Below are 23,316 nucleotides of genomic sequence, written 5' to 3'. Positions count from 1 at the left end.
GCTGCCCATGAACTGTTGGTGAGACCTTCACCGCGGTTTCGAAATTTTTCGAAAAACGTTGCGGTGTGAGATAAAACATAACGACGGTGCGCCGATGCGTCAAGGGTTGTGTTTCGCCTACAGAGCTGCGGTAGGCGTTGACGAACGTATGGGAACCCTGCAGACTGGGTCTCGAAATCTTTCGAAAAAGGGAATGGATGTCCGAGATCGAATCTCAAGGCAAGCTGACGTTGGCGGCCGTCGCGCGGGAGGCTGGTGTCTCCACTCCCACTGTGTCCAAGGTGATCAACGGCAGGGACGACGTCTCTGCGGACACCCGCGCCAAGGTGCTGACCGCGCTGGCGCGGACCGGTTACAAGTCTCCGCTGCAGAACCGCCGGAACGTCTCGGGCCGCCAAATGGTCGAGGTGGTCATCGACAGCCTGGAATCCGGCTATGCCGTTGAGGTGCTCAACGGCGTGCTGGAGTCCGCAGCCCTCTCGGACATCGAGGTCCTGCTGAATGTGACCGGCAAGCAGGGCGCATCAACCCTGACCCCGGAGCAACGCGCCCAGCGGATCCTGGATGAGGGCCGCTGCGGCATGATCGTGGTGACATCAGCCTTCGGGGACGCCCAGCTGGACGCCTTTCACCGGCGGAAAATCCCGGTGGTGGTCATCGACCCCCTGAACCCGCCTCCGGGGGACGTGGTGAGCGTCGGCGCCAGCAACTGGGCGGGAGGAAAGGTCGCGGCCTCCCACTTGCTGGAGCTTGGCCACCGCCGGATTGCCTACCTCGGCGGCCCCGATGCGGCCGAATGCAACCAAGCGAGGCTGCATGGCTACATGGCGGCCATGAGGTCTGCCGGCGTGGGCGTTAAGGACGAGTATGTCCTGTCGGGCCATTTCCGCTCCGACCATGGCGCCAAGGGCATGAAGCACCTGCTTGGCCTGGACGAGCCTCCCACTGCCATCTTCGCCGGCAGCGACAGCATTGCCCTGGGTGTGCTCGCCGAAGCGCGCCGGCAGGGGATCCGGGTGCCTGAGGACATGAGCCTCGTCGGCTTCGACGGCACCTACCAGGCTGAGGAATCGGTGCCGCCGCTAACGTCGGTTTCCCAGCCGCTGCAGGAGATGGGTGCCACCGCCCTGCGGTTCGTCCTGCGCCAGATGCGTGGGGAGCTGCTGGATTCGCGGAGGGTGGAGCTTGCCACTGAACTGGTGGTGAGGGAGTCCACCGCGCCGCCGCGGGAAGTTGGGCCGCGGAATAATCGGCCTCGTAAAGATGGGATTATCCCGGGCTAGCTTCCCCCGGGCCTCCTCCCGCGTACTAGGCTGTGACCAGCGCCTTCAAGCAGCCGGAGGAACTTGCTTCATTCTGCTCCGGGGGGAAGAGACTGATGAGTCGTGTGGGTGAACCGGGTGTGCAGCCGGAGCTTCGGTCTGGCGGTGGCTCCGGCTCTGCGCTGGCCGACAAGGTGGACGCTTTCTTTGGCGGCCTGGACGCGCGCGGGCGCGTCATCGTCCGGCAGTTGCCACTCTCCGTCACGGTTCTGCTGGTGGTTGCCGCCGCCTCGGTCTTCCACCCCGAGACGCTCGCCAATGAACGCTTCCGGCTCGCATTGCTGGCACACACTGCGCTTTTTGTCCTGAGCGTGGCCGTTCCCTGGGGCCGGCTCCCTGCGGGCGCGTACGCCGTGATTCCGGTGCTGGACTGTGTGGCCATCGGCTTTACACGGGAGGCCGGCGGTCCCAGCTTCAACGTCCTGAGCCTCCTGCTGGTCTTTCCGGTGATCTGGCTGTCCGTCGAACGCAGCCGGGCCGGCGTCGTCCTCGCCGTGGCCGCAACCGTCCTCAGCACCGTGCTCCCGGCCGCAGCCTTTGGCACACCGCCGACGCAGGGCTCGATAATCAGGACGATCTTCCTGCCGCTCGTCATGGCCGCCATCGCCGTCACGGCCCACGTGGTGGCCGGCACCCTCTACCGCCAGCGCGAGACCCTGGTCAGGAAGGACGAGGCACTCGCAGACACGGCCGCCGAGAGCATCCGCCGGCAGGGGCTGCTGGATGCTGTGCTCTCCACGGTCAATGTGGGTGTCTGGGTCGTGGACCAGGACGGACAGGACGTGCTGACCAACACCGCGATGCGGACCGGCGCCGCGCTGGCCGGCCCGGTGCCCTCGGGCAGCGGGCCCCGGCTGTTCGAGGCTGACCGTACTACTCCGGTGCCGCCGGAACGCCTGCCCGTGGCGCGTGCGGCCGGCGGCGAGACGTTCACCGACGAGCTGTACTGGGCTGGGGAGGGCGAGAATATGCGCGCGTACTCTGTTACGGCCCGCACTATGAGTTCCCTGCACGGTCACCATGCAGGGGCGGTGATCACCTTCGCCGACGTGACTGCACTGATCCGTGCCCTGTCAGCCAAGGACAACTTCGTCGCCACCGTGTCCCACGAGCTCCGCACCCCGCTGACGTCCATTCTCGGCTACCTCGAACTGGTCCTCGACGAGCCCGGCCATGAGGACATCGGGGAGGAACTGCGGATCGTTCAACGCAACGCCAACCATCTGCTGGGCCTCGTCAATGACCTGATCGCCGTGGCTTCGGAACGGGTGGAACTGAATCTGCAGGAAGCCGATGTGGCCGGCCTGCTGGCCGACGTCGTGGCCTCCTCCCGTGCCAAGGCCGCGGTCGGCGGGGTGGAACTGGTCCTCGACGCCGGGGAGTCCCTGTCCGCCCGCGTCGATCCCGGGCGGATCCGGCAGGTATTCGGCAACCTGGTGTCCAACGCGATCAAGTTCTCGCCGGACGGGGGAAAGGTCATTGCCCGTGCCTACCGGGCAAACAGCCATGTTGTCTGCTCCATTGCGGACACCGGCATCGGCATGGACGGCCAGGAGCAGGACCAGGCGTTCACCAAGTTCTTCCGCTCCGCCCGCTCGCGGGACACGGCCATCCCCGGCGCCGGCCTGGGGCTGCCGATCAGCAAGACCATTGTGGAGGGCCACGGCGGTTCCATCAGCCTGCGCAGTGCACCGGGCAAGGGGACCATGGTGACGGTGAGCCTCCCCGTCGCCTGAGGCGGCGTGTCCTGAGCCCCGATGTCGGGAGCCGGTGTCAGGTGCCGCGGAGAGCATGCAGTCCGCCCACGTAAACTGGCAGCATGCGGTTGGTAGCGAGTGACATAGACGGAACGATCCTTGGGCACGACGGAAAAATCAGTGACCGCACAGTCCGTGCCTTCCACGCCTGCCGGAGGGCGGGCGTTGAACTCGTCTTTGTCACCGGCCGCCCGCCGCGCTGGCTGCACCCGCTCGAGGAGCAGCTGGGCCACACCGGCACTGTGATCTGTTCGAACGGCGCCGTGGTGTGGGACCTCGAAGCGGACAAGGTGGTCTCGGCGCAGACCATGGCCATCGACGACATCTTCGAAATCCGGCGGATCATCAAGAAGGTGCGCCCCACCGCCCTCTTCGCCGCCGAAACCCTCACCGGCTTCCACCTCGAGCCCGGCTTTATCGAGAACGGCTCGAGTGAACTGCTCTCCGAATTCACCCCTGCTCCGCTGGCCTCGACGCTCACCGCGGAGGACGCTGTCGTCAAGTTCCTGGCCATCGTCCGCGAAGGGACGGCCGACGAGTTCCTCGCGGAGGTGGGTCCCGCCGTCGGAAGCCTCGCGTCAGTGACGCACTCGGCGCCCACCGTCGCCATGCTGGAGCTCGCTGTGCCCGGGATCAACAAGGCCGTCACGCTGGCCGACTACGCCGCCTCGCTGGGAATTGATGCCGCGGACGTGGTGGCGTTCGGCGACATGCCCAACGACATTGAGATGCTCCGCTGGGCCGGCCACGGCTACGCCATGGCCAGCGGGCATCCGGAGGCGATCCGGGCGGCCGGCCAGCAGGCGCCGCATTTTGACGACGACGGCGTGGCCCAGATTCTTGAGGAAAAGCTCGCCGCGCTGGGGCTGCAGCTGCCGTAAGCCGGCCGACGCCCGCCTGCCACCGAATTCCCGGCTTGCGGTCAACTTGCGTTCATGTCCGCACCATAGGGTGTGGCCTGTTGGGTGAGTGACCGATAGGGGACATCGTGGCCAGGAAAAAGATCAACACTGCTGCCGAGGCTCCGCTGCGTCCCGCGCAGCCGGCCCCTCATTGGTCGGCCCTGCGCGAGGGGGACCGGGTCAGCGTCCGGCTGGCGCCGGGATTTGAAACCGGCGGCCGCGTTTCGGCCGTCACCCCGGACAGCACCGTGGTGTGGGTGGATCTCGACGGTGGCCGCGGCCGCACCCTGCTGCACTGCGGCGACGGCGTGGAGATTCTGCCGGATTAAGCGTGCCCGCTAAGCTTCGGGGATGACGGGAACCCTGCCCTACTTCTCTGCTGCCGGGCGTGAACGCGGGTCCGCCGCGGATGTGCCCGGGGCGGGCCGGCCGGTGGCCATGGCCCACCGCGGATTCTCGCTGACCGGCCTGGAAAACTCGCTGGCGGCGTTCCGTGCCGCCAGCGAGCTTGGCTATTCCCACCTTGAAACGGATGTCCACACCACGTCCGACGGCGAGCTGCTCCTTTTCCACGACCGCACCCTGGACCGGGTCACCGACGGCCATGGCAGGATCCATGACCTCACCGCAGACCAGGTGCGGGAGGCGCGCATCGGCGGGACGGATCCCGTGCCCACGTTCGACGAACTGGTGGCAGCGTTTCCGGACGCGCGCTTCAACCTGGACGTCAAGGACTGGCACTCGGTGCCGAGCGTCGTGGCCGCGGTGGAGCGCCACCAGGTCCACGACCGAGTGCTGATCGCGAGTTTCTCCGACCGCCGGCGCCGCGCGGTGCTGAAGCAGCTCAGCCGCAGGACCGCGTCATCGGCGGGAACCTTGGCGAACGCCCTCTTCCTGGTGCTGGGGCCGCTGCTGTCCGTTCGCGCTCTGGGGGTGCCGGTGCGGGCGGTGCTGCGCCGGGCGCTGCGCGACGTCGACGCCCTGCAAGTACCGGTCCGCTACCGGGCTATTCCCGTCGTCACCCCGGGATTTGTGCGCCGGGCGCATGAACTCGGGCTGTATGTGCACGTCTGGACCATCAACGACCCCGCCGAGATGCACCGGCTGCTCGACCTCGGCGTGGACGGGATCGTCTCCGACCGCGCCGACCTGCTGAAGGAAGTCCTGCAGGCGCGCGGGCAGTGGCCCTAGGCATCGCGCCGGGCCAGGTATCCAGCCGGGTCAGAACCTAGGCGCGATGCAGAACCTACCCGCGTCCCAGGCCCGTGCCCGGGTCCTGGTCCCCCTCGGAAGGATCTGCCCGCAGTTCCTCCGGATCCGGATCGGGGAGCCCTGCAGGGCCGGGGACGCCGCGCGCTGTTTCCGGCGCGTCCGTGATGCCTGCCGCGCCGATACCGCCGGACGTCCCTGCTCCGGCCGACCCGTCCGCTGACTCATCGGTTCCGGACGTGCCTTGGCCTCCGCTGGCCTCGGTGCCCGGGCCCTGCGGCGTGTAGGTGGTGCGGCTGCTTTGCTGCGGCCCGAGGTCGTCATCCCCGGCGTTGGAACCTTCGCTGATGGAGGAGTGGACCTGGATGTCCTCATCGGATGCTCCGGGCTCAGGAACGTGGGCGTCGTCCGTGGGATCGGACGTCTGCCCCAGGTCCTCCATCGCGTTTTCCGCTGCTTTGCCAATGCTGTCGCCGATTCCCATCAGTTTGCTCCTTAGATACGTTCCGGCCGGGGCCGGACTGTGCGGCATCTGACTGTTCCAGAATTATCAGCATGCTTACAATTAGTCCAGTGTTGCCGGATCCCGGCAGCATGAGTCCGTCACCGAAGTCCGCCGCCACGCCGGCGTACCTGTTCCAAGGAGGACCGCAACGCCATGAGCACCTACCACCCCGAAAATGACCCGGCCAACCCTGACCGGGACGCCGCCAGGACAGATGAAGCCACAACAAAGGGCGCAGCCGGAGGCGACTCTGCTGCCACGCCCAACCCCGACCCCCTGGACGGCAACGTCACGGGACTTGAGCCCGGCGGGGGAGTGCCGCCCGGCGAGACGCCGCCCGCCGAAGACCAGATGAGCGGCGACCAGGGACACGACGAATAAGCAGGACGACTACCAGAAGGAGTGTGCGATGGCTGACCGGCTGGTTGCCGACGTAATGGTGGAGCGCCTCAAAGCCTGGGGCGTCAACAGGGTCTTCGGCTACAGCGGGGACGGCATCAACGGCTTTATGGGCGCGCTGCGCCGCAGCGGCGAGGCCAGTAATACCGAGGGCCGCAGCAGCGGCGGGGCCGACAGCGCCAACGCCGGGGCCGGCGTCGAATTCGTCCAGGCCCGGCACGAAGAAACAGCGGCGTTCATGGCCGTCGGGCACGCCAAATACACCGGCCACGTGGGCGTGGTGACGTCCACCCAGGGGCCGGGCGCCGTGCACCTCCTGAACGGGCTCTACGACGCCAAGCTGGACAGCGTCCCGGTGGTGGCCATCATCGGCCAGCAGAGCCGAAGCGTGCTGGGGTCGGCCTACATGCAGGAAATCGACCTGCTTACGCTCTTCAAGGATGTGGCGGCCCAGTTCGCCCAAATGGTCAGCACCCCGGAGCAGCTTCCCATGGTTTTGGACCGCGCCTTCCGCACGGCCCTCGAAACCCGATCGCCCTGCGTAGTGATCGTGCCGCACGACATCCAGCAGGCCCCGGCCCCCGAGCTCGACCAGGAACACGGCATCATCGTCACCGCGCCGGAATGGCAGCCCGCCCGGGTGCTGCCCCACGATGATGACCTGGCGAGGGCCGCAGAGGTGCTGGGGACCGGCAGCAAGGTGGCATTCCTGGTAGGGCAGGGCGCCAAGAACGCCCAGGCCGAGGTGATCGCGCTGGCGCAGCAGCTGGACGCCGGCATCACCACGAGCCTCCTGGGAAAGCCGTACATGGATGAGACGCTGCCCTTCGCGGCGGGCACCATGGGGCACCTCGGCTCCACGGCCAGCGCGCATCTCATGGGGAACTGCGACACCCTCCTGATTATCGGCTCCAACGACCCGTGGACCGAGTTCTACCCGAAACCCGGCGCTGCCCGGGCCGTGCAGGTGGACATCGATGGCCGAAAGGTCGGAAACCGCTACCCCGTTGAAGTGGGCCTCGTGGGCGATGCCGCCGAAACCCTTGCCAGGCTCGCGGAGCTGCTGAAGGGGGAAGCTGGGCAGCCGGGGGCGCAGCCAGACGGGCAACCCGGCGGACAACCGGGTGTGCGGCCAGAGGCAGCTGCCCGCAAGCAGTGGCGGGCGGACGTGGAGGAGCAGGTCCGCAGCTGGCGGTCCCTCGCCGAGGAGCGCTCCCGCGTTCCGGCCAGGCCCGTCAACCCGGAGCTCGTGGTCCGCGAGCTCAGCGGCCGGTTGCCGCACAACGCCCAGGTGAGTGTCGACGTCGGGAGTTGCGTTTACTGGTATGCCCGCCAGCTGACCCTTCCGGAGGGAGTGCCGGCGCATCTTTCGGGGACGCTCGCCAGCATGGGCTGCTCGGTTCCGTACGGGATTGCGGCCAAGCTGGCCAGGCCGGACAGGCCCGTGGTGGCGCTGGCCGGCGACGGCGCCATGCAGATGGCCGGCATCGCGGAGCTGGTTACGGTCGCACACCGCTGGAGGCAGTGGCCTGACCCGCGCTTCGTGGTGTGCGTCTTCAACAACCGCGACCTGGCGGAGGTCACGTGGGAGCAGCGGGAAACCGAGTCCGAGCCGCGGTTCCCGGCAAGTCAGGAGATCCCGGACTTTCCCTATGCGGGCTACGCGGAGCTAGTGGGGCTGACCGGCATTCGCGTTGACTCCCCGGAGCAGCTCGCCGGTGCGTGGGACCGGGCGTTCGCGGCGGACCGTCCGGTGGTGCTCGAGGTCCTGACCGACCCCGACGTGCCACTCCTGCCGCCGTTCCCGGCGGGTGCCGAAAAGCTGGACGGGATGCGGTCCGCGCTCTCCGAGGAGGGTGAATCCGGGAAGGGTGCGGCAGCGTTGCTGGACACCTACGCGGGCCAGGAAGAATCGCAAGGCTGACCGCATTACGGACCAGGCAAACGCCTTCCTTGGCGGTGATGGCAGGATGGTGCCATGCGTATCCTCATCGCCCCTGACAAGTTCAAGGGATCACTCACCGCCGTCGAAGCCGCCGCCGCCATCGCTGAGGGTGCACTCCGCGTGTACCCGGAGGCTGTGACCACCCAGTTTCCGGTGGCCGACGGCGGCGAGGGAACCCTCGAAGCCGCCGTCGCCGCCGGTTACGAGGAGCGGATCAACGCCGTCGTTGGTCCCATCCTGGCTCCGATCGGCGCCGCCTGGGCCCTCCGGAAAGACCAGTCCGGCGCCATCACCGCAGTCATCGAGACCGCGCAGGCGTCCGGCCTGGCCCACATGGAGCCCACACCGGAGAACTCCCTGCGCGCACACAGTTATGGGTGCGGGCAGCTCATTGCCGCTGCCCTGGACGCCGGGGCCACGGAAATCGTGCTGGGCGTGGGCGGCTCGGCCATGACCGACGCCGGCAGCGGCGCCCTGCGCGCCCTGGGCCTGAAGCCGCTCGACGCCGCGGGTAACGTGGTGCCGCTGGGCGGCGGTTCACTGGCCGACGCCGTTTCCCTGGATGCCACCGGACTGGATCCGCGGCTCTCCGCTGTACGATTCCGGATCGCCGTCGATGTCCAGAGCCCGCTCTACGGAACCGCCGGCGCTGCGCACGTCTTTGGCCGCCAGAAGGGCGCCGATGATGACGCCATTGAGAAGCTCGACGCCGGGCTCCGTAACTGGGCGTCCCTCCTCCGTGAATCGACGGGCCGGGACGTCAACGTTCCGGGTGCCGGCGCCGCCGGCGGCTTCCCGGCGTCGTTCCTGGCATTCACCGACGCGTCGCTGGAAGGTGGATTCGCACTGGTTGCCGCGCTGACCGGGCTGGCCGAGAAACTTGCCGACGCCGACCTGGTGATCACCGGCGAGGGCTCCATGGACTCCCAGTCGCTCACCGGCAAGGCCCCGATCGCGCTCGCGGAGGCCGCGCGCGAACTCGGAATTCCGGTGGTGGCGGTGGCGGGACGCATCCTGGTCACGCCGGAGGAATTGGCCGAACATGGCGTGGTGGCTGCGGCGCAGCTGCTGGACGTCGCTCCCAGCCCGCAGGATGCCATCTCCGACGCGGGCAAGTACCTCGCCTGGGCGACGCGCCAGGTGCTGGAAGGGGCCTGAGCCTCCGCTCAGTCTCCCTCCTTCTTGGCCCTCCGGTGCAGGTGCACGGGGACATAGGCGAGGAGGATTGCCAGCACGGCCAAGAGTACGCCGCCGGCGATGAGGCCCACGGTGCGCCCGGCTGTAACGTCGAACACCAGCGCGGCGGTTCCCACACTCAGGGCAGCCACGCCGCCAAGGGCGATCTTGGTGATGTTGTCCGCGCTGGCCACGAGGGTGGCCTTGAGCCGCTTCCGGAACAGCCGGCGGTGGACGCTGACCGGCAGAAGGATGAACGCCGTTGTAAGGGCGGCGAGGCCCACGTTCACGAGGTAGAGCGTGACCTGGAAGTCATCGAGCGTCTCAAAGCGCTGCTGGAACGGCAGCGTGAGCAGGAAGCCGGCAAGGATCTGGACCCCTGTCTGCAGGACACGCAGCTCCTGGATCAGTTCCATCCAGTTCCGGTCCAGCTGCTCCTCGCGGGTCTCGTTCCGGCCGCTGCCAGCCGGGGCGTCCGGATCGGTCATGAACCCTCCTCTGTCTCGCCGCCAGCGTGCGCGCTTGCCTCAAACCTAGGCTCTAGTCTGCCCTAATTCAACAAATGCTAAGTTTACTGACTAACCTTGCGTAAGGTGGTGGACTTGCTCCTCAAACCTGCGTTAGGTTCGAACAACCGGCAGCCCGACAACGTGAACAGGTGGACAATGACCGACCCAGCCAAGCAGTCTGACCAGCCCGGCGATCCCCGGGGGACGTACCATTCGGGGCCTTTTCCAAAGCAGGAACAGAAGCAGCCGGGCCTGACCGCCCCCATGGATCCGCAGCCGGACCACGGCGAGCTGAGCTACGAGGGAAGCGGGGCGCTGGAGGGCAAGGCGGCGCTCATCACGGGCGGCGACTCCGGCATCGGCAAGGCGGTGGCCATCGCCTTCGCACGCGAGGGGGCCGACGTCGCCATTTCCTACCTTCCCGAAGAGGAGGACGACGCACAGGACACTGCCGAATGGATCCACAAAGCTGGCCGGCGGGCGCTGCTCCTCGCCGGTGACGGCAGGAACGAGGACTTTAGCACCGCGATAGTGCAGGACGCCGTGGCCGAGTTTGGCCGGCTGGATGTGGTGGTCCTGAACGCCGCCTATCAGAAGAACCGCGACAGCCTTGAGAGCCTCCCCACCGAGGAATTCGACCGAGTCTTCAAGACCAACCTGTATTCGCTGCTGTGGACTGCCCGGGCAGCAGTGCCGCACCTGAAGGCGGGGGCCTCGATCATCACCACGGCCTCCATCCAGGCATTCAATCCGTCTCCCGGGCTCATCGACTACGCCATGACCAAGGCGGCCCAGGTGGCCTTCACCAAAGCCCTCGCCCAGGAACTGGGACCCAAGGGAATCCGCGTCAACGCCGTGGCGCCCGGGCCCATCTGGACGCCGCTCATCCCGGCCACCGAATGGCCGGACAAGCTGCCCAAATTTGGTCAGGACACACCGCTGCAGCGTGCCGGGCAGCCCGCCGAACTCGCCCCCGCCTACGTTCTGCTGGCGTCCGACGCCGGTTCGTACATGTCCGGGGCGGTGGTTCCCGTCACCGGCGGCAAGGGTCTTTGAATTTTCCCGTAAATGCCAGCAATTCCCAGCCAAACAATTCCCCACCAAGCAGGAGGAACAGATGAGCCAGGACAACCAGCACGCAGCCCCCGAAGAGGAAGTTGGAGGCTACGGCACACCCACCGCGGAACAGGAAGCCGGCGGCCAGCAGTTTGCTCAGCCCCGTGAAGAGGAAGACTTCGACGCCGCGGGCCTGAACCAGAACAGCCCCGAGGGTGAGACCTTCCAGACCGGCACCCCGAACCTCAGCCACTTCGCCGAGGAGGACCAGGACAGTTCCGGCGAACCCGGGGCAGGTCGCTTCGGCGGGACCGACGACCAGCTGCACGCCGAGGCCGAAAGCAGCGAGCCCGGCTTTGAGCCCGTCCCGGGTGAATCGCCCCTGCCGCGCGATCCGGACGCCTCGCCCGGGGCCGGCGCCGAGGACGGGGACACGGCCGTGCCCTCGGCGGACGCCGAAATCGACGAAGGCAACGCAGACGAATCCGGCGCCGGACAGTTCTCCTCCGAACCCGGGCAGGAGGCCGCGGGCATTCCGGACGGCAGCGGGAACGACCTGCCGAAGGAAAAGTCACCCAACGACGACGACGAGACGTTCGACGCCGGATAAGCAGTCCGGCCAGCGCCACATATTTGCACCACTTTGAAATGCCAAGGCCGCGGCACCCCCGCTTAAACAGGGGGTGCCGCGGCCTTGTTGTTTGAGCCTAAGCCCCGAAAAGAGGAGCAGGAACGCTTAGCGCTTCTTGGGCTGCCTCTTCGCTGCGGCGTTGATGGCTGCCTTGGCGGCGGGCGGCAGGCCCTGCTGCTCGGTCTCGGGCTCGGCAGCGGTACCGCGCGCCTTCGCAATGGCCCTCATGCCGTGGTAGATCACCAGGGCCGCGGCGGACCCGAGCGCGATGCCCGTGAACTTCAGGTCCCCGACAGCCCAGGTGTAGTCCGCGATGCCGATGATGAGGGAGACCGCAGCCGTGGTCAGGTTGACCGGGTTCGAAAAGTTGACCTTGTTCTGGACCCAGATCTTCACGCCGAGGATGCCGATCATGCCGTACAGCATGGTTGCCGCGCCGCCCAGCACGCCGGGCGGAACGGTGGCGATCAGCTCGCCGAACTTCGGCGAGAAGCTGAGCAGGATGGCGAAGATGCCGGCCACCCAGTAGGCAGCCGTGGAGTAGACCTTGGTGGCCGCCATGACTCCGATGTTTTCCGCATAGGTGGTGGTGCCTGATCCGCCGCCGAAGCCGGCGAGGACCGTGGCGGCGCCGTCGGCCAGCAAGGCACGGCCGGAGACGCCGTCCAGGTTCTGGCCGGTCATGGCGGACACGGACTTAACGTGGCCGATGTTCTCCGCCACGAGAACCAGGACCACAGGAACGAACAGGCCCACCACGCCGAGGTGAAACTCCGGGGTCTGGAAGTGGGGAAGGCCCACCCAGGGGGCGGCGTCCATCTTGGAGTAGTCCACCTCGCCCCGGAGCATGGCTACGAGGTAGCCCACCACCACGCCCACCAGGATGCTGAGGCGGCCAATGATCCCGCGGAACAGGACGCTCACCACGATGATGGTCACCAGCGTGATCAGTGCTGTCACGGGGGCGGCGTCGAAGTTGTTCTTGGCGGCCGGAGCGAGGTTGAGCCCGATCAGTGCCACGATGGCACCGGTGACAATCGGCGGCATCAGCCGGTTGATCCAGCCGGCGCCGAACTTGTGCACGATCGCGCCGATCACGGCGAGGCCCGCTCCGGCCAGCACCACGCCGCCCAGCGCCCCGGGCACGCCGAACTGCTGCTGGGACGCCATGATGGGTGCGATGAACGCAAAGCTGGACCCGAGGTAGCTGGGGACGCGGCCCTGGGTGATCACGAGGAACAGGAGCGTGCCGATGCCGGAGAAGAAGAGGGTGGTGGCCGGCGGCATTCCGGTGATGATTGGCACCAGGAAGGTGGCGCCGAACATGGCCACAACGTGCTGCATTCCCACGCCGATGGTAATTGGCCAGGCGAGCCGCTCGCCGGGAGCCACCACCTCGCCAGGACGCACTGCCTTGCCGTTGCCGTGCAGCTTCCATTTGATTCCGAGCATGCTCATTGGCGGGGCCTTTCGGAGAGGGAGTTTGCCCGCTCGCCGGGCTGGATCTTCAGGAGCAAGAATACCCCGCCCGCCGCGGGCAGGAGAGGTGGCTTCCGGCCTGCAGCGTATCCGGCAAGCCCGGGGCGCCCCGTGTGTCAAACGTCACGCTGGCCAATAGGCCGAAGCGGGAAGAGCGTGCCGCCGGATTCGGTTGAACCCAACGAAAGCAACCAGGACTGTCCGACGCCGCCCACAGGGGATGTCGGCCTAGTGAAAGGGGCGTGAATGACAATCGCCCATGAAGAAGCAGTGATCGATTCCGCCGCCCTTGATGCCATCTTCGCCGAAGCCCGCACCGCCAACGCTTTTACCGGTGAAGTGAGCGAGCAGCAGGCCCGCGCCATCTACGAACTGACCAAGTTCGGCCCCACGGCCTTCAACTCCCAGCCGCTGCGGGTCACCTATGTGCGCTCGGAGGAAGCCCGCGCCAAGCTCGTGGCCGCGCTGTCCTCGGGCAACCGGGCCAAGACGGCCTCGGCACCCCTGGTGGCAATCCTTAGCTACGACACCGCCTGGCAGGAGCAGTGGGACAACTTCCTCCCCGGCTACAACGCCCCCAAGGCCATGTACGACGCCTCCCCGGACCTGGCCACCTCCACGGGCAACAACAACGCCCACCTGCAGGCCGGCTACTTCATCCTGGCCGTCCGCTCGCTCGGCTTCGCGGCCGGCCCGATGACCGGAGCGGACTTCAACGCCATCGATGCGGAGTTCTTCCCGGCAGGCGACCAGAAGAGCTTCCTGGTGGTGAACATCGGCCAGCCAGGCCCCGAGGCCTGGGGTGAAGCCAAGCCCAAGTTCGCTTACGAAGACGTCGTCCGCACGGTCTAAGCGTCTCGGGTATCGCGCGTCGCCGGTACTACCCTGCTAATTGCCGCGGACACGGAATGCCTCCGGCAATATGGGGGACATTCCGGAGGCATTCGGGACAGTATTTTTGCAGTTCAGAACCGCAAGGCATGCATCCGGGCCACTTCCAATATTAGTCCTGTTTGGACCTGTTGGCCCGTCCGACCTGAGGCAACATGCGGCTCGGACAGCAGCAGAAAAGCGCCAGATGGCTGAGGCCATCCGGCGCTTTTCCGGTCCCTGGCGGGGTTAGGAGATGACCCCGTCCACCAGCGCCTTGGCTTCGGCCTGGACCTGCTTGAGGTGGTCGGCGCCCTTGAAGGACTCCGCGTAGATCTTGTAGACGTCCTCGGTGCCGGAGGGGCGGGCCGCGAACCACGCGTTCTCGGTGACCACCTTCAGGCCGCCGATCGAGGCGCCGTTGCCCGGCGCCTTGGTCAGCTTCGCCGTGATGGTCTCGCCGGCCAGCTCAGTGGCAGTGACGTCCTCCGGCGACAGCTTGCCCAGCGCGGCCTTCTGGTCCCGCGTGGCGGCGGCATCGATCCGCGCATAGACGGGCGCGCCGAACTGGTCGGTGAGCCCCTTGTAGAGCTGGGACGGCGACTTGCCGGTGACAGCAGTGATCTCCGAGGCCAGCAGCGCCAGCAGGATGCCGTCCTTGTCCGTGGTCCACACGCTGCCGTCGCGCTTGTTGAACGAGGCGCCGGCCGATTCCTCGCCGCCGAACGCACCTTCGCCCGAGAGCAGGCCGGGGACAAACCACTTGAAGCCCACGGGCACCTCCACGAGCTTGCGGCCCAGGCCGCCCGCCACGCGGTCGATGATCGAGGAGGAAACGAGGGTCTTGCCCACGACGGAGTTCGGGTTCCAGCCGCTGCGGTTGCGGTACAGGTAGTCGATGGCCACAGCGAGGTAGTGGTTGGGGTTCATCAGGCCGCCGTCAGGGGTAACGATGCCGTGCCGGTCGGCGTCGGCGTCATTCCCGGTGGCGACGTCGAAGGCGGCGGAGCCGTCCGCACCAACAGACATCCGGTTGATGAGCGAGGCCATGGCCGACGGGGAGGAGCAATCCATCCGGATCTTCTCGTCCCAGTCCAGGGTCATGAAGGCCCACTGCGGGTCCACCGTGGGGTTGACCACCGTGAGGTTCAGCTGGTGGCGTTCACCGATCTCGCCCCAGTAGTCCACGGACGCGCCGCCCATGGGGTCGGCCCCGATCCGCACTCCTGCGTCGCGGATGGCGTCCAGGTTCAGGACGGAGGGCAGGTCGTCCACGTAGCTGCTCAGGAAATCGAATTTTCCGGTGGTTTCGGCCTCGAGGGCCTGGGCGAGCGGAATCCGCTTCACGCCGCGCAGGCCGTTCTCCAGCAGTTCGTTGGCGCGGTTGGCGATCCAACCTGTCGCGTCGGTGTCGGCCGGGCCGCCGTGCGGAGGGTTGTACTTGAAGCCGCCGTCGGCCGGCGGGTTGTGGCTCGGCGTAACAACAATGCCGTCAGCCTGTGGGGCTCCGGCCGGGGCGTTGCGGTTGTATGTGAGGATGGCGTGGCTCAGTGCCGGGGTGGGGGTGTAACCGTGCCGCGCGTCGATGAGGACGTTAACGCCGTTGGCGGCCAGCACCTCAAGGGCGGAGTTCTGCGCCGGTTCGCTCAGCCCGTGGGTGTCCTTGGCCAGGAACAGTGGCCCGGTGATGCCCTGTCCGGCGCGGTACTCCACGATCGCCTGCGTGATCGCCACGATATGCCCTTCGTTGAAGGACGCTTTCAGGCTTGATCCGCGGTGCCCGGAGGTACCGAAGGCCACGCGTTGGCCGGGATCCGCCAGGTCAGGCTTGACGTCGTAGTACGCGTCGAGCAGTGCGGTCAGGTCGACAAGGTCTTGGGGTTGGGCAACTGTGCCCGCTCGGCTAGCCATGGCACCAGCATGCCAGACGACGGCGGGGGGCAACACGGAGTGTCCGGATTCCGGCCCCTGTGACGCAGAATGTCATCAATTTCCGGGACTACTTGCATTTAGCTGGACAAAAAACTGAGTAGTGCCGGAAAAGTACTTATATACCCGCCCCTGAGGGGGCTGTTACGTTCAAACGGCAGGAACCCGGCCGGTGCCATGTACGACGCCGGGCGGCCGGACCAGCGGAAACGTCCCGGAAGCCTGTGGCTGAATTTCAGCCGAACCATCAGTTGGCCGGAAATTCGGCCCGTTTGGACGGGCAATTTTGTCCGGCTTTCCGGGCCGGGCATTTACGGCCGCATGATTTGGCCCGGTTGAATTGCGCCGGTCATTTGGAAGACGAGCGAGCTATGCAGAGGTGAACAATGGGGGCTGGAGATGCAGCATTCGAACGGACGAGGCTCGCCTCTGAACGGATCGCGCGGCTGAAGCGTGACCTCGCGCCCATCGGCGGCGGCTCCGTTGACGGCTCTGGCCACGCTGGCAGGGGCGGCCCTGGCCACGGTGCCGGAACTTCCGGTACGGATCCCGTCGGTGCGGAGCAGAGCAGCCATCTTGTGGCCGAGAGGCTTGCCCAGCTTGGGCCTCACGGCTGGTTCCTCCTGCACGATGTCCATTGGCCCGGCCGCCCGCTGGCCCGGCTTGAGCATGTCCTGGTGGGCCCCGGCGGAGTGGTGGTGGTCAGCGCCAAGAACTGGTCCGGCCGCGTCGACGTCGTTGACGGCGTCCTTCGGCAGAACGGTCATGACCGGTTCCCGGCGGTGGAGACGGCGCTGTCGCAGGCAGCCGCGGTGGCTGCGGTCCTTCCGGCGCAATGGCGGAGGCTGGTCCGCTCCCTGATCTGCCTCACGGCCCAGCCGGAACTGCGGGGCACCACCGGTTCGGGCATCGAGGTGCGGGGGATCGACTGCATCGCGGCCGCCGTGGCCGACTTGCCGGACACACTGGACGCACCCGCGGTTCTGTTGCTCTATGCCCAGCTTGGGCAACTCCTCACCCGCCCGCAGGTGCCGGAGGCCGGCACCGTCCGGAACCCTGCGTACCGCCCCGACGCGGGGAGCCCAGCCCCGGGTCACCCGATTCACAGGAACCCAGTCCACAGGCGTCCCGTTCCACCGCACTACCTGTACGGCCGGGACCGGCGGCCAGGCACCGTGCTGCGTGTGGTGGGAAGGTCCCTCGTCGCGGGCGTCGTTTCCGCGGCGTTGCTGGCGCCGCCTCTGTGGCTGCTGTGGGAGCTGCTTCCCAAGTGAGCCGGGCAACCCAAATGATCCGCCTTCCCGGACCATTGCCCTGGTGGCGGCGGTAATGTTCTGTTGAGGACCACATGAGGGGATTTCCATGACAGAGCAGCGTCCCGGACCCGGCGACGAGCCGACACCGGACACCCGCCACCATTCGCCGTACGGTACCCAGGGCCCGGACATCCCGGCTCCGCCACTGTACGATCCAGCCCAGTACACCAAGCCGCTGAATGCGCCGCCCGGCCAGCAATATGGCGGCCAGTATGACGATGCCGGCCAGCAATACAACCAGCCAGCCAGCCCCTATGGCCAGCAGTACGGCTACCAGTATGGCCAGCAATACAGTCAGGCGTATGCCAGCCCCTACGGCCAGCCGTCGTACTACGGCGCACCGCCGCAGCCGAAGGGCCTGAGCATTGCCAGCCTGTGCTGCGGGATCGCTGTCTACCTGGGCTTTGGATTCTTCATCCTGCCGCAGTTGGCCGCAGTGATCCTTGGCCACCTGGCCCTGCGGCGTGAACCGTCAGGGCGAGGCTTCGCCATTGCCGGCCTGGTGATGGGGTACCTGGGTTTGGTCTTGACCGTCCTCGCCATCGTGGGGATCACCATCCTGGCGAGCGTCGCCAGCACGTCCAGCACGATCTGAGCGGCCAGTACTGACCTAGAACCCCAGCTGGGCTGCCACCTGCAGGAGCAGTGCCTCCGAGCCGGGCCGCCCAATCAGCTGGATGCCCATCGGCAGTCCAGCTCCGGGGCTGCCGCCGGTCCAGTGCACAGGGATGCTGACGGCCGGCAGGCCGCACACATTGACCATGGACGACCACGGTGCGAACTCGCACTGCCTCCGGTAGTCGCCGTCGGCGTCGCCTGCCCATTCCGGGGACGGCCACCTGGCGTCCCCGTGGCCCGACCCGGTGAACCAGCCCACCGGGCGCGGTGTCTGGGCCAGTGCCGGAGTCAGGATCAGGTCCCACGCCGAATACTGCGCCAGTGTGTCGCGCTCAAACTGCCGCAGGAACGCGAGGCATTCATTGAGTTTGGCCGCGCTCCGCTGCTGCGCGCGCCGCCGGAAGGTGCGGGTCAGCGGCGTCAGCAGGGCCTCGCGGTGAGGTGGGATGCGGGCCGCGCCCACGCCCGCGGTCCAGGCGGTGGTGAACGCGTCGGGGTAACGGTTGTCGTACCGGATGTCAGCCTCGGCCACGTGGTGGCCCGCCTCGGTGAGCAGCCGGATGCCGGCCTGCAGCGCGTCCAGTGCCTGCGGATCCGGGGTGAACGGGAAGATCGCGCCCCACGGGCTGTCCAGGCTGACGCCGATCCGCAGCGAAGCAGGCGCGCGGCCAACGGCATCCAGGTAGCCCGCCCCGTCCTGTTGTCCTGGGCCGTTGGTGGCCAGGACATCGAGCAGCAGTGCGGCGTCAGCCGAGGTGCGCGCCAGTGGTCCGGCCACCACCAGGCCGGCGGGATCCCCGCTGCTTTCCCCTGCCGGGACCACGCCCCTGCCGGGCTTCAGGCCCAGCAGGCCGCATGCTGCTGCCGGGATCCGGATCGAGCCGCCGCCGTCGGTCCCGGGCGCGAACGGCACCAGCCCCGCCGCCACGGCAGCGGCGCTGCCGCCGGAGGAACCGCCCGACCCCCGGCTCAGGGCATATGGATTGCGCGACGGCGGTGCGATGCGGTTTTCGCTGTAGGCCGTCAGCCCGAACTCAGGTACCTGCGTCTTGCCGAGGGAGATGGCGCCGGCGCTCCTGAGCGCTGCCGCGAGGGCGCCGTCGGTCGGTGCGGGACGCCGGTCCAGCGCTGCGCTGCCGTGGGTGGTGACCACGCCGGCAACATCGGTGAGGTCCTTGAACGCTACCGGCATCCCGTGCAGCGTAGGCAGCGGCTGGTCCGCACGACGCCGGGCGAAGAGGGCGTCTGCGGCAGCAGCCTCGGCCATCGCCCTCGGCCCGGTGACGGTAATGAAGGCGCCCAGCCTCGGGTTAGATTCTTCGATCCGCGCCAGGAAATGAGCGGTGACTTCGCGGGCGGAGACCTCGCCGGAACGCAGCGCTGCCCTCAGCTGCACCGCCGGCAGGCGGTGGATGTCAGCCAGGTGGTGTGGGGCGGACACTGTGCTCCTTTGCGGCGGCTCGCAGGCTTCGGACCAGCGTAACCTGTGCCGGCGAGGGGTGCGGCGTGCTGCGCTGGCGATACGCTGGAGCTAAGAGCTTGAGGCCAAGGAGAGGACTCCCATGAGCGATTTCGATACTGTCACCGTGAAGGACGTCCCCGCGGACGCCACCATTTTGGACGTGCGGGAGGACTACGAATGGGCGGCAGGTCACGCTGAGGGCGCCCTGCACATCCCGCTGGACCAGCTGCCCGGGCGCCTGGACGATCTGGACCCGGACCAGGACCTGTACGTCATCTGCCGGACCGGCGGGCGCTCCTTCCGGGCAGCGCAGTGGCTGGTGGGCCAGGGCTACTCCGCGGTGAACGTGGCCGGCGGCATGGACCAGTGGCTGGAATCCGGCAAGCCGCTGGTGTCCGACAACGGCCTCAAGCCGGTGATCCTGTAGCAGTTTCCCGCCGAGGCCGTTCCGCCGGCCAGCGTTAGCTCTGCCCGTCCCGTACCCGCAAAGGAATATCCATGCCGTCCGCCCGCCGCACCTACACCTTCCTCGGCCCGGAGGGCACGTTTACGGAGGCGGCGCTCCTGCAGGTTCCGGATGCTGCCGAATCCGTTCGGATCCCCTCCTCCAACGTCAACACGGCCCTGGACAGGGTGCGGGACGGATCGGCTTACGCAGCAATGGTGCCCATCGAAAACTCGGTGGAGGGCGGCGTCACGGCCACCCTGGATGCCATTGCCACGGGAGCGGAACTGAGGATCATCCGCGAGGCCCTCGTGCCCATCAGCTTCGTGCTGGTGGCGCGGCCCGGCGTCGAGCTTTCCCGGATCCTTCGGATCTCCACGCACGGACACGCCTGGGCGCAGTGCCGCCTGTGGGTGGACGAGCATATTCCCAACGCCGAATACATCCCCGGTTCGTCCACGGCAGCTGCCGCGATGGGGCTGCTGGAGGACGACGCGCACTACGATGCCGCCATCTGCGCGCCAATAGTCGCCGCGGAGCAGCCGGGGCTGCACGTGCTGGCCGAGAACATCGGTGACAACCCCGGTGCCGTCACCCGGTTCATCCTGGTCAGCCGCCCGGGCGTCCTGCCGGCCCGGACCGGCGCGGACAAGACAACGGTGGTGGTACCCCTTCCCGAGGACCGGCCGGGTGCCCTGATGGAAATCCTGGACCAGTTCGCCACCCGCGGCGTGAACCTGAGCCGCATCGAGTCCCGGCCCACCGGGCAGTACCTGGGGCACTACTTCTTCAGCATCGACGCCGACGGCCACGTAGGCGATGCGCGGGTGGCCGACGCCCTTGCCGGCCTGCACCGGATCAGCCCCGCCACGCGGTTCCTTGGTTCGTACGGACGCGCCGATGCGCAGGCTCCCGTGGTCCCGGACCACACGTCCGACGAGGCATTCCAAGCGGCGCATGCATGGGTCGAGGGGATACTCGCCGGCAACTCTCTGGACTCGGAGGCACCGGTGGAAGCTTCGCCGTCAGCGTAGATAAATGCCCCGGGGGGCACTTCCCTGCCCCTGTTGCTGTGCGTATGCTTGCATGATCAATAAAGGGATGGCCCCAACGAGAGGAGCGGGTCATGTCGGACAAGAATGACAATGACGGCCAGGGAATGATCGTCAATCCCAAACCCACAGCTGAGAACCAGGACTGGGACGGGGACGATGCCGACCGTGCGGACCGGCTGCGTTTCGAAGAGGAACAGGCCATGATCCGCGAACAGTCCGAAGCCCGGGCAGCCGCCAAAGCCGCTGCCGAATCCGCCAAGGCTGCCGAATCCGCGAAGCACGCACGGTCAGCCTAAGCGAGCGGCTTCTTCCCTGACCCGCACCAGCAGCGATCTCGGCTCCACCTGGACTGTCACCTTTGTGGCGTCACCCGACGTGTCGCCGTCGAGCTGGGTGGGCATCGGTTCGGGGCACTTGATAACCACCTTGCCGGAGCGGTACACGCTCATGACGGGCAGATGCCGCTTGTGCTTGAACAGGATCTTGGCGTACATCGCCAGCCAGCCCACGGCGCTGCGGGGGCTCATGACCACCACGTCCAGCATGCCGTCGTCGATCATGGCCTGCGGGATGAAGTCGATCCCGCCCGGAACCAGGCCGCAGTTGGCAAACAGGACGCTGCGGATCTTCCTGGACTGGTCCGGCTGGTCATCCAGTGAGATGGCCACCTTTTTCCTGCGCCCGGGAAGGTGGCGGACGCCTGCCTCCGTGTAGGCAAGCCAGCCGACGAAGCGCTTGAGCTCATCGTTCGTGTCGCCCACCACCTCGGCGTCCATGCCGATGCCGGCGATGACGAGGAACAAGTGGCTCGAGGAGTGGCCAGTGCGGGAGTTTTCGATTTCCATCCGCGCCGTGTCGATGAAGCGCTGGTGGCCAAAGAGCGCAATCTGGATGCTGCCGTACAGGTCGTAGACGTCCAGGTCCACGTTGCGGGCCAGCAGGTTCCCGGTGCCGAGGGGGATCAGGCCCATCGCCACCCCGCTGTGGGCGAGGGCTTCGGCCGCCACGCGCACGGTCCCGTCGCCGCCGCCCACCAGAACGACGTCGGCCCCGTACTCCAGCGCCGCCCGGACCTGCGTGTGGCCCGGGTCCTCCGGCGTTGTTTCGAAGAAGCGGGGCTCCTCCCAGCCAGCGGCAAGGCAGGCGCGCTGGATGGTGGCGCGGGCTTCACCGGCCTTGGCCTTGATGGGGTTGAGGATGACGGCGACGCGCTGGCGTTCCAGGCCGTGTTCGTGGGCCTCTTCCCGCACCGCGCTGCGGACGTGCAGGGCCTTCAGCCGGCGCACGCCCCACCAGCTGGAGACGGCGAAGGCCAGTGCTACAGCGATCAGGACGTAAAGAAGCAGGTCGCTCATGGTGCTCCCACACTATCCCGCCCGGAGTGCCCCGCAGATTCGATACCCTTGTCTGGTGATCGACGTAAAAGACCTCAGCGAAAATCCGGAGAAGTTCCGCGCCAGCCAGCGCGCCCGCGGTGCGGACGAAACCCTGGTGGACGCGATCATCGACGCCGACGCCGCGCGCCGCACGGCACTGATCAGCTTCGAGAACCTCCGCGCCGAACAGAACGCGTTCGGCAAGAAGGTGGCGCAGGCCAAGGGCGAGGAAAAGCAGGCGCTGCTCGCCGAGGTCCGCGAACTGGCGGGTGCTGTGAAGGCTGCCTCGGCCGAGGCCGACGCCGCCCAGGCCAAGCAGGAAGAACTGCTGCGCACCATTCCCAACCTCATTGAAGAGGGCGTTCCGCCCGGCGGTGAGGACGACTACGTTGTGGTCAAGACCGTGGGCACGCCCCGCGAATTCCCGGACTTCGAGCCGCGTGACCACCTCGAGATCGGCGAGCTGATCGGTGCGATCGACATGGAGCGCGGCGCCAAGGTCTCCGGCGCGCGCTTCTACTTCCTCCGCGGCGTGGGCGCCCGGCTGGAAATGGCCTTGCTGCAGATGGCCATGGAGCAGGCCATCGAGGCCGGCTTCATCCCCATGATCACCCCAACGCTCGTCCGCCCGGAGACCATGCAGGGCACCGGGTTCGATGTAAAGCACGACGCCGAGATCTACCGTCTCGCCGAGGACGACCTTTACCTGGTGGGCACCTCGGAGGTGCCGCTTGCGGGATACCACGCGGACGAGATCCTGGACCTCTCCGCCGGGCCCATCCGTTTCGCCGGCCAGAGCTCCTGCTACCGCCGCGAGGCCGGTTCGCACGGCAAGGACACCCGCGGGATCATCCGCGTCCACCAGTTCAACAAGGTGGAGATGTTCATCTACACCACGGTGGAAGAGGCTGCGGCAGAGCATGAGCGCCTGCTGGCATGGGAAGAGCAGATGCTGGCCAAGTGCGAGCTCCCGTACCGCGTGATCGACACCGCCGCGGGGGACCTCGGCATGTCCGCGGCCCGCAAGTTCGACTGCGAAGCCTGGGTCCCCACCCAGGGCGCGTACCGCGAGCTGACGTCCACCTCCAACTGCACCACCTTCCAGGCGCGCCGCCTGAACATCCGTGAGCGGGTGTTCAGCGAGGACGGCAGCCCGAAGGGGACCCGTGCGGTGGCCACGCTCAACGGCACGCTGGCAACAACCCGCTGGATCGTGGCCCTCCTGGAACACCACCAGAACGCTGACGGCTCAGTCAACGTACCGGCGGCCCTGCAGAAGTACCTCGGCGGGCTTGAGGTCCTTCCGGTTCTCTAAGCGATTCCATCCACCGGGTAAATACTCACACCGGGGACAA

22 protein-coding genes and 1 pseudogene are annotated in these 23,316 nt (G+C 67.3%); 17 read left to right on the top strand and 6 right to left on the bottom strand.

From position 1 onward, the window contains the following. Positions 1-197 precede the first annotated feature (197 nt). The 5 genes from AC5RWD_RS16810 to AC5RWD_RS16790 all read left to right on the top strand — a co-directional run bounded on the left by AC5RWD_RS16810 (position 198) and on the right by AC5RWD_RS16790 (position 5,172). Complete coding sequence (locus AC5RWD_RS16810; RefSeq protein ID WP_494021101.1) at positions 198-1,283, top strand: LacI family DNA-binding transcriptional regulator; 1,086 nt, start codon at positions 198-200, stop codon at positions 1,281-1,283. A 95-nt stretch (positions 1,284-1,378) separates the two neighbouring features. Continuing rightward, the gene (locus AC5RWD_RS16805) at positions 1,379-3,058 is read left to right on the top strand and encodes a sensor histidine kinase (RefSeq protein ID WP_494021100.1); all 1,680 of its coding nucleotides are present in this window, start codon (positions 1,379-1,381) and stop codon (positions 3,056-3,058) included. Positions 3,059-3,141: 83 nt separating this feature from the next. Next, on the top strand, positions 3,142-3,960 hold the full coding sequence (locus tag AC5RWD_RS16800; protein WP_494021099.1) for an HAD family hydrolase: 819 nt from the start codon (positions 3,142-3,144) through the stop codon (positions 3,958-3,960). Between the two features lie 107 nt (positions 3,961-4,067). After that, positions 4,068-4,310: a hypothetical protein gene (locus AC5RWD_RS16795; protein ID WP_494021098.1), complete on the top strand. Its 243-nt coding sequence runs from the start codon at positions 4,068-4,070 to the stop codon at positions 4,308-4,310. A 22-nt stretch (positions 4,311-4,332) separates the two neighbouring features. Beyond that, positions 4,333-5,172, top strand: coding sequence for a glycerophosphodiester phosphodiesterase family protein (locus AC5RWD_RS16790; RefSeq protein ID WP_494021097.1), 840 nt, complete (start codon positions 4,333-4,335; stop codon positions 5,170-5,172). Between the two features lie 55 nt (positions 5,173-5,227). Here AC5RWD_RS16790 and AC5RWD_RS16785 read toward each other — a convergent pair whose 3' ends face one another. Next, positions 5,228-5,674, bottom strand: coding sequence for a hypothetical protein (locus AC5RWD_RS16785; RefSeq protein ID WP_494021096.1), 447 nt, complete (start codon positions 5,672-5,674; stop codon positions 5,228-5,230). Positions 5,675-5,848: 174 nt separating this feature from the next. Here AC5RWD_RS16785 and AC5RWD_RS16780 point away from each other — a divergent pair, with 174 nt between their 5' ends. Genes AC5RWD_RS16780 through AC5RWD_RS16770 form a run of 3 tightly spaced genes read left to right on the top strand, consistent with a single transcriptional unit; the run spans position 5,849 to position 9,197 of the window. Further along, the gene (locus AC5RWD_RS16780) at positions 5,849-6,076 is read left to right on the top strand and encodes a DUF6480 family protein (protein WP_494021095.1); all 228 of its coding nucleotides are present in this window, start codon (positions 5,849-5,851) and stop codon (positions 6,074-6,076) included. Positions 6,077-6,104: 28 nt separating this feature from the next. Next, the gene (locus AC5RWD_RS16775) at positions 6,105-8,018 is read left to right on the top strand and encodes a thiamine pyrophosphate-requiring protein (RefSeq protein WP_494021094.1); all 1,914 of its coding nucleotides are present in this window, start codon (positions 6,105-6,107) and stop codon (positions 8,016-8,018) included. Positions 8,019-8,072: 54 nt separating this feature from the next. After that, positions 8,073-9,197: a glycerate kinase gene (locus AC5RWD_RS16770; protein ID WP_494021093.1), complete on the top strand. Its 1,125-nt coding sequence runs from the start codon at positions 8,073-8,075 to the stop codon at positions 9,195-9,197. Between the two features lie 8 nt (positions 9,198-9,205). Here AC5RWD_RS16770 and AC5RWD_RS16765 read toward each other — a convergent pair whose 3' ends face one another. Continuing rightward, positions 9,206-9,703 (bottom strand): DUF6328 family protein, encoded by a 498-nt coding sequence (locus tag AC5RWD_RS16765; protein WP_494021092.1) that lies wholly within the window; start codon positions 9,701-9,703, stop codon positions 9,206-9,208. 177 nt (positions 9,704-9,880) lie between these two features. On the opposite strand from AC5RWD_RS16765, the gene AC5RWD_RS16760 reads away from it, so the two are divergent. Next, positions 9,881-10,780 carry an SDR family oxidoreductase gene (locus AC5RWD_RS16760; protein WP_494021091.1) on the top strand — a complete coding sequence of 300 codons (900 nt, stop codon included), beginning with the start codon at positions 9,881-9,883 and terminating at the stop codon, positions 10,778-10,780. Between the two features lie 61 nt (positions 10,781-10,841). After that, positions 10,842-11,390 carry a hypothetical protein gene (locus AC5RWD_RS16755; RefSeq protein WP_494021090.1) on the top strand — a complete coding sequence of 183 codons (549 nt, stop codon included), beginning with the start codon at positions 10,842-10,844 and terminating at the stop codon, positions 11,388-11,390. Between the two features lie 126 nt (positions 11,391-11,516). Here the strand turns inward: AC5RWD_RS16755 and AC5RWD_RS16750 are convergent, their stop codons facing one another. Beyond that, positions 11,517-12,869, bottom strand: coding sequence for a uracil-xanthine permease family protein (locus tag AC5RWD_RS16750; RefSeq protein ID WP_494021089.1), 1,353 nt, complete (start codon positions 12,867-12,869; stop codon positions 11,517-11,519). Positions 12,870-13,136: 267 nt separating this feature from the next. Here AC5RWD_RS16750 and AC5RWD_RS16745 point away from each other — a divergent pair, with 267 nt between their 5' ends. Further along, positions 13,137-13,742 carry a malonic semialdehyde reductase gene (locus AC5RWD_RS16745; RefSeq protein ID WP_494021088.1) on the top strand — a complete coding sequence of 202 codons (606 nt, stop codon included), beginning with the start codon at positions 13,137-13,139 and terminating at the stop codon, positions 13,740-13,742. 267 nt (positions 13,743-14,009) lie between these two features. On the opposite strand, the gene pgm is transcribed toward AC5RWD_RS16745, so the two are convergent. Further along, a complete protein-coding gene (gene pgm, locus AC5RWD_RS16740; RefSeq protein WP_494021087.1) occupies positions 14,010-15,671 on the bottom strand; it encodes a phosphoglucomutase (alpha-D-glucose-1,6-bisphosphate-dependent) in 1,662 nt (553 codons plus the stop codon). A 404-nt stretch (positions 15,672-16,075) separates the two neighbouring features. On the opposite strand from pgm, the gene AC5RWD_RS16735 reads away from it, so the two are divergent. Further along, positions 16,076-16,963 carry an NERD domain-containing protein gene (locus AC5RWD_RS16735; RefSeq protein WP_494021086.1) on the top strand — a complete coding sequence of 296 codons (888 nt, stop codon included), beginning with the start codon at positions 16,076-16,078 and terminating at the stop codon, positions 16,961-16,963. Between the two features lie 88 nt (positions 16,964-17,051). Next, positions 17,052-17,600, top strand: a complete 549-nt coding sequence (locus AC5RWD_RS16730) for a DUF4190 domain-containing protein (protein WP_494021085.1) — start codon at positions 17,052-17,054, stop codon at positions 17,598-17,600. Positions 17,601-17,615: 15 nt separating this feature from the next. Here the strand turns inward: AC5RWD_RS16730 and AC5RWD_RS16725 are convergent, their stop codons facing one another. Next, positions 17,616-19,046, bottom strand: coding sequence for an amidase (locus AC5RWD_RS16725; protein WP_494021113.1), 1,431 nt, complete (start codon positions 19,044-19,046; stop codon positions 17,616-17,618). 139 nt (positions 19,047-19,185) lie between these two features. On the opposite strand from AC5RWD_RS16725, the gene AC5RWD_RS16720 reads away from it, so the two are divergent. From AC5RWD_RS16720 to AC5RWD_RS16710, 3 genes are all read left to right on the top strand, one after another. Continuing rightward, positions 19,186-19,512 carry a rhodanese-like domain-containing protein gene (locus AC5RWD_RS16720; protein ID WP_494021084.1) on the top strand — a complete coding sequence of 109 codons (327 nt, stop codon included), beginning with the start codon at positions 19,186-19,188 and terminating at the stop codon, positions 19,510-19,512. Between the two features lie 71 nt (positions 19,513-19,583). Next, the gene (gene pheA / locus AC5RWD_RS16715; protein WP_494021083.1) at positions 19,584-20,564 is read left to right on the top strand and encodes a prephenate dehydratase; all 981 of its coding nucleotides are present in this window, start codon (positions 19,584-19,586) and stop codon (positions 20,562-20,564) included. Between the two features lie 92 nt (positions 20,565-20,656). Continuing rightward, positions 20,657-20,881, top strand: a complete 225-nt coding sequence (locus AC5RWD_RS16710) for a hypothetical protein (protein WP_494021082.1) — start codon at positions 20,657-20,659, stop codon at positions 20,879-20,881. A 36-nt stretch (positions 20,882-20,917) separates the two neighbouring features. Here AC5RWD_RS16710 and AC5RWD_RS16705 read toward each other — a convergent pair. Beyond that, positions 20,918-21,940: pseudogene (locus AC5RWD_RS16705) on the bottom strand (diacylglycerol/lipid kinase family protein); the annotation flags it as partial. A gap of 55 nt (positions 21,941-21,995) precedes the next feature. Here AC5RWD_RS16705 and serS point away from each other — a divergent pair. Continuing rightward, entirely contained in the window at positions 21,996-23,276 is a 1,281-nt protein-coding gene (gene serS, locus AC5RWD_RS16700; RefSeq protein ID WP_494021081.1) for a serine--tRNA ligase, read from the top strand. The last annotated feature ends 40 nt before the right edge of the window (positions 23,277-23,316 follow it).

It is taken from the genome of Arthrobacter sp. CMU6, from assembly GCF_059090205.1.
The sequence above is the reverse complement of the archived record's forward strand: the minus strand, read 5'-3'. Positions and strand labels throughout refer to the sequence as shown.

What these genes read in the sequence shown, in the direction of transcription:
- AC5RWD_RS16810 (WP_494021101.1), top strand. Translation starts at nt 198, where the DNA reads ATGTCCGAGATCGAATCTCAAGGCAAGCTGACGTTGGCGGCCGTCGCG.
- AC5RWD_RS16805 (WP_494021100.1), top strand. Translation starts at nt 1,379, where the DNA reads ATGAGTCGTGTGGGTGAACCGGGTGTGCAGCCGGAGCTTCGGTCTGGC.
- AC5RWD_RS16800 (WP_494021099.1), top strand. Translation starts at nt 3,142, where the DNA reads ATGCGGTTGGTAGCGAGTGACATAGACGGAACGATCCTTGGGCACGAC.
- AC5RWD_RS16790 (WP_494021097.1), top strand. Translation starts at nt 4,333, where the DNA reads ATGACGGGAACCCTGCCCTACTTCTCTGCTGCCGGGCGTGAACGCGGG.
- AC5RWD_RS16785 (WP_494021096.1), bottom strand. Translation starts at nt 5,674, where the DNA reads ATGGGAATCGGCGACAGCATTGGCAAAGCAGCGGAAAACGCGATGGAG.
- AC5RWD_RS16780 (WP_494021095.1), top strand. Translation starts at nt 5,849, where the DNA reads ATGAGCACCTACCACCCCGAAAATGACCCGGCCAACCCTGACCGGGAC.
- AC5RWD_RS16775 (WP_494021094.1), top strand. Translation starts at nt 6,105, where the DNA reads ATGGCTGACCGGCTGGTTGCCGACGTAATGGTGGAGCGCCTCAAAGCC.
- AC5RWD_RS16770 (WP_494021093.1), top strand. Translation starts at nt 8,073, where the DNA reads ATGCGTATCCTCATCGCCCCTGACAAGTTCAAGGGATCACTCACCGCC.
- AC5RWD_RS16765 (WP_494021092.1), bottom strand. Translation starts at nt 9,703, where the DNA reads ATGACCGATCCGGACGCCCCGGCTGGCAGCGGCCGGAACGAGACCCGC.
- AC5RWD_RS16760 (WP_494021091.1), top strand. Translation starts at nt 9,881, where the DNA reads ATGACCGACCCAGCCAAGCAGTCTGACCAGCCCGGCGATCCCCGGGGG.
- AC5RWD_RS16755 (WP_494021090.1), top strand. Translation starts at nt 10,842, where the DNA reads ATGAGCCAGGACAACCAGCACGCAGCCCCCGAAGAGGAAGTTGGAGGC.
- AC5RWD_RS16750 (WP_494021089.1), bottom strand. Translation starts at nt 12,869, where the DNA reads ATGAGCATGCTCGGAATCAAATGGAAGCTGCACGGCAACGGCAAGGCA.
- AC5RWD_RS16745 (WP_494021088.1), top strand. Translation starts at nt 13,137, where the DNA reads ATGACAATCGCCCATGAAGAAGCAGTGATCGATTCCGCCGCCCTTGAT.
- pgm (WP_494021087.1), bottom strand. Translation starts at nt 15,671, where the DNA reads ATGGCTAGCCGAGCGGGCACAGTTGCCCAACCCCAAGACCTTGTCGAC.
- AC5RWD_RS16735 (WP_494021086.1), top strand. Translation starts at nt 16,076, where the DNA reads ATGGGGGCTGGAGATGCAGCATTCGAACGGACGAGGCTCGCCTCTGAA.
- AC5RWD_RS16730 (WP_494021085.1), top strand. Translation starts at nt 17,052, where the DNA reads ATGACAGAGCAGCGTCCCGGACCCGGCGACGAGCCGACACCGGACACC.
- AC5RWD_RS16720 (WP_494021084.1), top strand. Translation starts at nt 19,186, where the DNA reads ATGAGCGATTTCGATACTGTCACCGTGAAGGACGTCCCCGCGGACGCC.
- pheA (WP_494021083.1), top strand. Translation starts at nt 19,584, where the DNA reads ATGCCGTCCGCCCGCCGCACCTACACCTTCCTCGGCCCGGAGGGCACG.
- AC5RWD_RS16710 (WP_494021082.1), top strand. Translation starts at nt 20,657, where the DNA reads ATGTCGGACAAGAATGACAATGACGGCCAGGGAATGATCGTCAATCCC.